This window comes from Bittarella sp. HCP28S3_D9, from assembly GCF_052065655.1.
GTDB classification, from domain to species: domain Bacteria; phylum Bacillota; class Clostridia; order Oscillospirales; family Ruminococcaceae; genus Bittarella; species Bittarella massiliensis.
Window position 1 is genome coordinate 1 of sequence record NZ_JBQHTP010000040.1, and the last position, 8,236, is coordinate 8,236.

Here is an 8,236-nt window from a genome sequence, read left to right on the forward strand (position 1 = left end):
CCCCCCCCCCCCCCCCCCCCCCCCCCCCCCCCCCCCCCCCCCTCTCTCTTTTTTGTCTACGGGGACTGTCTGCCGAGGCGGATCTTGTAGCGAAAGACGTCGGTGTCCACATAGTCCTTTTCAAAGCAGATCGGCCGGTTGTCCGCGCTCAACCACAGAGAGGAGATCAGCAGCGCCGGCTTCTCCCCCCACAGGGGCGAGTGGTGAAACTCCACCCCCTTTAAATGGGTGACCGAAAAGCTGCTGGTCAGGTGATCCACCCGGGTGTGAAAGAGCAGTTCCAGCTCCGCGAGGGAGCGGGCCACCCGCTCACAGGCGTAGAGCTGGCTCTCCACAGCCAGTTGGCCGTCCAAAAAGTAGGCAGCCGGCACCATGGCAAGGCTCTCGCCGCCCGCCTCCAACTGGCTGTCCAAAAAGTCGTCCCGCTGGCCGAGCCGGACCGGGCCGGGCTGCACCTGCAGAGGGAGGTGTAACCGCTCCAGCCGCTCGCGCACCGTCAGGCAGGCGGCGGGGGCCGCGTCCTCCGGGCTGGGCAGCCGCTGGGTGACAAAGGTGCCGCTGCCGTGGCGGGTGCTGACATAGCCGTCCTCTTGCAGGAGCACCAGCGCTGTGCGCAGGGAGGTCCGCCCCACCCCCATCGCCTCGGCCAGCTTCGCCTCGCTCATCAGCTTTTCGCCCGGGGCAAACGCGCCGGAGGCGATCAGCTCCCGCAGCCTGCGGTAGGCCAACAGGTAGAGGGGGGTGCGGTCCACCTCGTCCAGACGCAGTCTCTGCAGTTCACTGTCTCTCATAGATCCCCCTGATCACCTGTTCGCACCTGGCCATGATCGCCTCGGCGTCGATGTCCACAAACTGCTTGCCCCGTAGGCGGACCGCCCCTTCCACCAGCACCGTGTCCACCTGAAAACCGGTGCCCGCGTGCAGGAAGTTGGAGAGCTGTGTCTCCTCCCCCACCAGGGAGACCTCCTGCATGTCCACCAAAATCAAATCTGCCCGGTTGCCCACCGCCACCCGGCCCAGGTCGTCAAAGCCAAGGGCGCGGGCGCCGTTTTCGGTCATCATCCGGTAGCACAGGGATTCCGGCAGGGCCTGCGGCCGGCCGGTGACCACCTTTTGCAGCAGCGCCCCGGCGTGCATCTCCCGCACCATGTCCCGGTTGGAGCTGGACGCCTCGCCGTCGCACCCCAGGGCGAGGTGCACCCCCTTGGCCGCCATCCGGTCGATGGGGGGGATGCCGTCACTGATCTTCATGTTGGTGCAGGGGCAGTGGGCGACGGTGGCCCCGCTCTCGGCAATCATGTCCAGCTCCCGCTCCTCCAGCCAGATGCTGTGGGCGAGGATGGTCTTTTCGTCCAGGATGCCGTAGCGGTAGAGGGCCTCCCCCTCGCCCCAGCCGGTGCGGGCGCGGATCTGCTCCGTCTCCATCCGCCCCTCCGCCAGGTGGGTGTGGAAGGTGAGTCCCCGATCCCGGGAGAAGGCCTTGAGGGCCTGCATCAGCTCCTTGCTGCAGGCGGGTAGCCCCAGCGGTGCCACATCGGTCCGGATCAGGCCGCCGTTCGTGTTGTGAAAGCGAGTGTAGATGTCCTCCGCCTGCCGCAAGGAGTTGTCCAGCCCCACCATGTAGGTCTTTTCGTTCTCGGCGACATCGGTGGCGCCCAGCCCCATCACCACCCGCAGCCCCGCCCTGTTGTACGCCTCGGCGGCGGCATCCACCCAGGGGTATTGGATCATGTCGTGAAAGGTGGTCACCCCAAAGCGCAGCCCCTGCAAAAGGCCCAGAAGGGTGCCGTAAAAGTACTCCTCCTCGCTCAAGCTCTGCTCGGTGGTGAGCATCTTCACCAGCCAGTTGGTGATGGCCAGCCCGTCCATGTGCCCCTTTTGCAGGGACTGCACCAGGTGGGTGTGGGTGTCCACAAAGGCCGGCATGCAGAGCATCCCCCCCGCCTCCAGCACCGTCTCCCCCTCCCCCGGGGTCAGGGGGCCGATCGCGGCGATTTTTCCGTCCGCGATGCGGATGTCCGCATCCGCCGCCGTCAGGTCGTCGAACCGAGCCAGCTTGCAGTTTTTTATGAGCAGTGTTCCCCTATCCATCTCTCTTCGCCATCCTCTCTATCGCCCGCACGGCGATCTCGTAACAGGTGTGCAGCCGCCCCTCCAACTGCGCCGGTGAAAGGGCGTCGCCCCCCGACAGGTTGCCCTTTGCCACGTAGAGGGCCCCCGTCCGCATCCCCAAAATGGTGCCCAACACAAACAGGGCGGAGGTCTCGTGCTCGATCAGCTCCACCCCGAGGGCGCGCCACCGAGCCGCTCGCTCCCCGCCATCCGGGGCAAAGGGGCTTTCCAGGTAGTAGGCGTCGTGGCTGCGGAAGATGCCCGAGCGAAGGCGCTCCCCCCGCTCCCCCGCCGCGGCCAAGATCTCCTCCCACAGCTCCGGGTCACTGACGGCGGGATATTCGGGGCCCACATACTCCCTGACGGTCCCCTCTCCCCGCACGCTCGCGGTGGCCGTCAGCAGCGCGCCCGGGGCACAGCCGGGCTGCAGGGCAAAGCCTGCCCCCACCTTGAGCAGGGCGGTACAGCCGAGGTGAAAAAGCTCCTCCGCGGCAATGGCCATGGGCATGCACCCGTTCCCGGTGGACATGACGCTGACGGGCACCCCGCCCGCCGTCCCCGTGTAGGTCAGGTATTCCCGGTTGCGGCCGGTCTCCACGGCGCCCTCCAACAGCCCAGCGATCACCGGGACCTGCTCCATCTCCGCAGTCAGGATCACCGACGGGGCCACCTCTCCCACCCCCAGGCCCAGATGGTGGATCTTGCCCCTCTCGTCCATCAATTTTTTGCTGGCAAACGGCACGGTCTACTCCCCCTCTCCCTCTCGCAGCAGTTCGACGGCCCGCATCGACGCCCTGGTGGCGACCTCCACCCGCCGTTGCAGCCACTGGGGGTCTTTTTGGGCGGCGGCCGCCAGCGCCTCTTCCCGGTGCTCGTCAAAGAGACTGCCCATGGCGATGCAGATGGAGCCGGTCTTGATCCCCAGCAGGTGCCCCAGGGAAAACAGGGTGCCGCTCTCGTTCTCGAGCAGCTGCACATTGGTGTCCCGCCAGATTTGAATGCGCTCAAAAAGGCCGGGGTGTGCCCCGGGGGACTCCATATAAAAGCAGTCGTGCGAGCGGTAGAGGCCCACCACCGGCTCCTCCTCCAGCTCCCGGCAGGCCCGGCGCAGGGCGCTCACCACCCGGTAGTCGGCCACAGCGGGGAACTCGGGGGGCAGGTACTCCTGCGAGGCCCCCTCTCCCCGGACACAGCCGGTGGCGATGACCAGCGTCCCCGGGGAGAAGGGGAGCTGTACCGCCCCGCCGGTCCCCACCCGGATCACCGTGTCCACCCCCAGATGCGAGAGCTCCTCCAGTACCAGGGAGACGTTCATGCAACCCATCCCCGAGGACATGACCGAGATGGGCGCGCCCCCCGAAGTCTCCCCCGTATAGGTGGCAAAGGCGCCGCGCTGCCCCACAAAATGGGGCGCAGCAAACAACCTCTGCATCGCCTCGCACCGGCCCGGGTCCCCCGGCATCAGCACCGCCGGCGCCACCTCTCCCCGCGCAAGGCCGATGTGGCGCAGCCGCACCGTCTCGTCCCAGTCGGGTTTGCTCTGGTAATAACGCAAACCGATCCCTCCACTCTTCACTTATGTTATCACCATTATATTTTATATATTTCAATCAGTCAATATCAATTTTATATGCAATTTATCAAAATCAGAACAAAGAAAGCCGCCGCCCAGGGGGGCAGCGGCTTGGGAACGGCGCTAGACCTTGTCTTTAAAATAGGAGTGGGCGCAGTAGAGGGCGCCCGCCGGGTTGTGGGCCAGGGCCCGGTCCTTGGTGACCAGGGTGGTGGTGGGCGCCTGGGCGTATTTGTAAAAGAGGGAATCGTGCCCCACACAGAGGCCGATGACGATGTTGAACTCGGTCTGCTGCTCATTTAAGAGCATGGCCTGGGCGATGGGGTTGCACATGGGCTCGAACTGACCGGGGTGGACCTTGTCCTCCTCTCCCAGGCCCACCTGTTCCTTAGGCACCCCGCCGGCCTTGCAGATGGCCGACACCACTGTGAATCCATGGGCGCGAAAGATCTCGCAGGCGATCCGCCCCTCTTCCTTCAGGCCGCCGCAGAAGGCCACCCCCAGCTTCTGGTAGCCCATGGCCTTGCAAAACTCGGTGATCTCCCGCACCCGGGGCCAGCGGCCGTAGCCGGTGGCCTCGATCTTGGAGCTCTCCAGGTAGAACTTGTGGTTTTCCTCTTCGCTGTACTCGGCGAAGGCGGCCTCCATCAGCGGGGTGTTGCGGATGGGACAGTTTTTGGGCAGCTTTTCAAAGTCGCCGGACTGGCAGCCGTGAACGGTGCAACTTCCACAGGTGTAGTACACAATATCTCTCCTCTCTGCGGGCCGGCGGTCTTGCGGGCCCTCTCCCCCATGATACCCCGACCCGGGCGGAGAAGCAATCGCTTTTCCCATCGGGAATTTAGATGGCGACCCCAGGCCCTGTAAGTCCCCTCGCCTGCCGGTCAGCGCGCCCCTGGGCCCCTCCCGTTTGTGGCAGGGGAGACGGCGATCAGGGTAGGGGGAGAGGCACTGTCTGCAAGCTCCCTCCCCTGCCAGCCGGCGCGTCCCTGATTCCCTCGTTTGCAGCAGGAGAGATGGCTGTCAGAACAGGGGGAGAAGCACTATCTGCAAGCCTCCCTTGCCGGCCGGCACGCCCCAGCCCCCCGTTTGCGGCAGGAGAGACGGCGACCAGGGCGGGGGGAGAAGCGCTGTCTGCAAGCTCCCTCCCCTGCCGGCCGGCACGCCCCTGGGCCCCTCCCGTTTGTGGCAGGGGAGAAGGCGACCAGGGCGGGGGATGAGGCGCTGTCTACAGCCGCCCCGCGCCGGGGCCGGGGTGGCCCCGCTCTGCTCACGGTCTGCTGTCCGGGGCCTTGGCGGTCTCTCCGTTTTTTCTAATCAGCTGTCGCCAGCCCCACTCGGCCCCCCAGCGGTAAAGGGGACAGGGCATGCCCACCGACAGGGGGCAGTCCTCCCCCGGCGGCCGGCGCTCGATGCTCGCTCCCGAGGCGGCAAAGGCCCGCCCCAGGCTCTTTTCTGGAGGCCTTGCCCTGTGCCGCCGCGCTCACGGTGGCCAGCGCGCCGCCCAAACCCGCTTCAGCGGGCGCACCCGACGGCCCCATCCCACAACTGGGCCGCCTGTTCCGAAAGGGGCGCCTGCTATTTTTTCTCTTACTCCGCCTATTTTCCCTGCCGCTGCCCATTTTACAAAAAGAGAGGCCGGCCTTGCGGCCGGCCTCCCCCACGCACTGGGCGTCTATTCTACGATGGTGCCCCCCAGGAGGGCGTAGAGTTCCTTGGTCTCCTCGTCGCTGGCGCCGGTGAAGTAGTAGATGCCGCTCTCCCCCTCCAGCCGCACGGCGCAGCCGCTGCCGCCGTTGAGGTAGAGGTGGGCGCTCTCGCCGTTTGCCAGCAGGTACTGGCCGCGGAAGGTGCCGTTGAACTCCTTCACCTGGCTCTCGGCCTTTTGGCGCTGGGGCAGCTCGCTCTGCAGGGTGATTTTGGCCCCAGAGAGGGGCACCTCCCCCTTTTCGCCCCCGGCGATCACCAAGGTGCCGTCCTGCACGGCGTAGCTGTTGGGGGAAAAGGCAAAGGTAAAGCTGACCGAGAAGTAGAGAAACCCGGTGAGGATGCCCGCCAGCACAAAGACCAGCTTCATGGTCTTTGTGCCGGCGCTGACAAAGGTCTTGCAGAGAAAGCGGACAAACAGCCCCAGGTAGATGCCCATGAACAGCTCTTTATAAAAGTAGAGGTTGCACAGGGAGAGCACCCCCGAGACGGCGGCGGCCGCCCCCATGAGGTAGAGGCTGCGCACGGCGCTGGCCTTTCGCTTTCCTTCCATCTCCTGCATCTCTTCTTCGCTCAGGTCGGGGTTGTAGTAGGTGACAAACAGGGTGAGTTTGCCCGTCTGGGTGAGATAGCCCAGGGCGGCCATGGCAACGGCCAACAAAATGGGTAGCACGGGTTGTCCTCCTTGCAGGGCGGGCCTGGCCGCCTGTGTTTTTTCGATAACTTTTAGTTTATCACAGACGCCCCCAAAAAGCCAGAAGCATTTTTTGAATGCTGTTAATTTTCTGTCAATGACCGTCATATTCGTCGTTTACCACAATGTGCAATTCCTATAATTATGCAAATTCACCTAATAAAACGGCGTTTTCAAGTTGAAATCTCGCTTTTTCTTCGCTATAATGGTAAACAGGAAAAGTTGTTTTTTTACAACCGAAACCGCACTTTAGAAAGGGGCATATCACCTATGACGAACAACAAGAATGTCTTGAACTGGGTCGACGAGATGGTTGCGCTGTGCAAGCCGGACAAGGTTGTCTGGATCGACGGCAGCAAGGAGCAGCTCGAAGAGATCCGCGCGCTGAGCGTCTCCACCGGCGAGATGGTCAAGCTCAACGAGGAAAAACTCCCCGGTTGCTATATTCACCGCACCGCTGAAAACGACGTGGCCCGTGTCGAGGGCCGCACCTTCATCTGCACCCGCAACAAAGAGGATGCCGGTCCGACCAACAACTGGGAGGACCCGAAGGTCATGTACGAGAAGCTGGGCGCCATGTTTGACGGCGTCATGAAGGGCCGCACCATGTATGTCATCCCCTACTGCATGGGCCCCGTCGGCTCCAAGCTGTCCAAAGTCGGCGTCGAGCTGACCGACTCCACCTACGTGGTGCTGAATATGGCCATCATGACCCGCATGGGCCAGGCCGCCTGGGATCACCTGGGCGACGAGTCCAACGACTTTGTCCGCGGCCTGCACTCCAAAGCCGACATCGACGAGGAGAAGCGCTACATCGTCCACTTCCCCGAGGACAACACCATCTGGTCCATCAACTCCGGCTACGGCGGAAACGTGCTGCTGGGCAAAAAGTGCTTTGCCCTGCGCATCGCCTCCTTCCAGGGCAAAAACGAGGGCTGGATGGCCGAGCACATGCTCATTTTGGGTCTTGAGAACCCCCAGGGCGAGGTCAAGTACGTGACCGCCGCCTTCCCCTCTGCCTGCGGCAAGACCAACCTGGCCATGCTCATCCCCCCCGAGCTCTACCAGCAGAAGGGCTACAAAGTCTGGACCGTCGGCGACGACATCGCCTGGATGCGCATCGGCGACGACGGTCGCCTGTGGGCCATCAACCCGGAGAACGGCTTCTTCGGCGTCGCCCCCGGCACCAACATGAAGTCCAACCCCAACGCCCTGATCTCCACCCAGAAAGACACCATCTTCACCAACGTGGTACACAACCTGGACGAGAACACCGTCTGGTGGGAGGGCCTGGACAAGAACCCGCCGAAAAACGCCCTGGATTGGAAGGGCAACAAGTGGGATCCCGAGAGCGGCGTCAAGGGCGCACACCCCAACAGCCGTTTCACCGCCCCCGCCATCAACTGCCCCTGCATCAGCCCTGAGTTCGACAACCCCGAGGGCGTGCCGGTGACCGCCATCGTCTTCGGCGGCCGCCGCGCCAAGACCGCTCCCCTGGTCTACCAGGCCAGAGATTGGGAGCACGGCGTCTTCGTCGGCTCCATCATGGCCTCTGAGACCACTGCCGCCGCCACCGGCGCTGTCGGCGTGGTCCGCCGCGACCCCATGGCCATGCTCCCCTTCTGCGGCTACCACATGGGCGACTACTTTGCCCACTGGCTGGAGATGGGCAAGAAGCTGGGCGACAAGGCCCCCAAGATCTTCAACGTCAACTGGTTCCGCACCGACGACGAAGGCCACTTTATCTGGCCCGGGTTCGGCGACAACATGCGGGTGCTGGAGTGGATCATCAACCGCTGCGACGGCAAGGCCGACGCCGTTGAGACCCCCATCGGCTACGAGCCCAAGCCCGAGGACATCAATCTCGAGGGCCTGGACATCGACCTGGAGACCCTGAAGGGCCTGCTGAGCGTGGATGTGGACCTCTGGAAAGAGGAGGCCAAGGGCATTCACGAGTTCTACGGCAAGTTCGGCGATCACCTGCCCAAGGAGCTGGCTCACCAGCTGGAGATCCTGGAGGAGAACCTGAACAAGTAACCTTCCCCTTTCGTGCGACAAAGGGCCTGCGCAAAATTGCGCAGGCCCTTTTTGTATCCCTCGCCCCCCAAAAGGGGACGGAAACGGGGCCCGGGGGGGGGTTTCGCCGGGGG

At 64.0% G+C, this 8,236-nt stretch carries 7 protein-coding genes; 1 reads left to right on the forward strand and 6 read right to left on the reverse strand.

All coding sequences use genetic code 11. The features are described 5' to 3' along the window. Positions 1–56: 56 nt before the first annotated feature. The 6 genes from ACTNAU_RS13145 to ACTNAU_RS13170 form a co-directional block, all read right to left on the reverse strand. Positions 57–791, reverse strand: a complete 735-nt coding sequence (locus ACTNAU_RS13145; RefSeq protein WP_216401781.1) for a GntR family transcriptional regulator — start codon at positions 789–791, stop codon at positions 57–59. Next, the gene (locus ACTNAU_RS13150; RefSeq protein WP_441098668.1) at positions 778–2,091 is read right to left on the reverse strand and encodes an amidohydrolase family protein; all 1,314 of its coding nucleotides are present in this window, start codon (positions 2,089–2,091) and stop codon (positions 778–780) included. Before ACTNAU_RS13150 ends, ACTNAU_RS13145 begins: the two co-directional genes overlap by 14 nt. Further along, on the reverse strand, positions 2,084–2,854 hold the full coding sequence (locus ACTNAU_RS13155) for a phosphorylase family protein (protein ID WP_441098669.1): 771 nt from the start codon (positions 2,852–2,854) through the stop codon (positions 2,084–2,086). Before ACTNAU_RS13155 ends, ACTNAU_RS13150 begins: the two co-directional genes overlap by 8 nt. 3 nt (positions 2,855–2,857) lie before the next feature. Continuing rightward, positions 2,858–3,667, reverse strand: a complete 810-nt coding sequence (locus ACTNAU_RS13160) for a nucleoside phosphorylase (RefSeq protein ID WP_441098670.1) — start codon at positions 3,665–3,667, stop codon at positions 2,858–2,860. A gap of 141 nt (positions 3,668–3,808) precedes the next feature. Further along, on the reverse strand, positions 3,809–4,429 hold the full coding sequence (locus ACTNAU_RS13165; RefSeq protein ID WP_441098671.1) for a DUF1847 domain-containing protein: 621 nt from the start codon (positions 4,427–4,429) through the stop codon (positions 3,809–3,811). A gap of 931 nt (positions 4,430–5,360) precedes the next feature. After that, complete coding sequence (locus ACTNAU_RS13170) at positions 5,361–6,065, reverse strand: hypothetical protein (protein ID WP_441098672.1); 705 nt, start codon at positions 6,063–6,065, stop codon at positions 5,361–5,363. A 291-nt stretch (positions 6,066–6,356) separates the two neighbouring features. Here ACTNAU_RS13170 and ACTNAU_RS13175 point away from each other — a divergent pair, with 291 nt between their 5' ends. Further along, on the forward strand, positions 6,357–8,123 hold the full coding sequence (locus ACTNAU_RS13175) for a phosphoenolpyruvate carboxykinase (GTP) (protein ID WP_256136527.1): 1,767 nt from the start codon (positions 6,357–6,359) through the stop codon (positions 8,121–8,123). The last annotated feature ends 113 nt before the right edge of the window (positions 8,124–8,236 follow it).

Coding starts and splice junctions, on each gene's coding strand:
- ACTNAU_RS13145 (WP_216401781.1), bottom strand. CDS start 791: ATGAGAGACAGTGAACTGCAGAGACTGCGTCTGGACGAGGTGGACCGC.
- ACTNAU_RS13150 (WP_441098668.1), bottom strand. CDS start 2,091: ATGGATAGGGGAACACTGCTCATAAAAAACTGCAAGCTGGCTCGGTTC.
- ACTNAU_RS13175 (WP_256136527.1), top strand. CDS start 6,357: ATGACGAACAACAAGAATGTCTTGAACTGGGTCGACGAGATGGTTGCG.